The organism is Terrisporobacter petrolearius (assembly GCF_020748185.1).
GTDB lineage: Bacteria > Bacillota > Clostridia > Peptostreptococcales > Peptostreptococcaceae > Terrisporobacter > Terrisporobacter petrolearius.
In genome coordinates, this window is sequence record NZ_JAHZMO010000253.1 from 1 (window position 1) to 239 (window position 239).

Below are 239 nucleotides of genomic sequence, written 5' to 3' on the forward strand. Positions count from 1 at the left end.
GTAATCGCAGATCAGAATGCTGCGGTGAATGCGTTCCCGGGTCTTGTACACACCGCCCGTCACACCACGGAAGTTGGGGGCGCCCGAAGCCACTTAGCTAACCCTTTTGGGAAGCGAGTGTCGAAGGGGAAATCAATAACTGGGGTGAAGACGTAACAAGGTAGCCGTATCGGAAGGTGCGGCTGGCTCACCTCCTTCCCTGGGAGAATTAACCTCCTGTTTAATTTTGGGGGTTCTTT

At 54.0% G+C, this 239-nt stretch carries 1 rRNA gene; it reads left to right on the forward strand.

The window, feature by feature from the left end:
- Window positions 1–198 (forward strand): 16S ribosomal RNA (locus K0040_RS22645); the annotation flags it as partial.
- Window positions 199–239 lie beyond the last annotated feature (41 nt).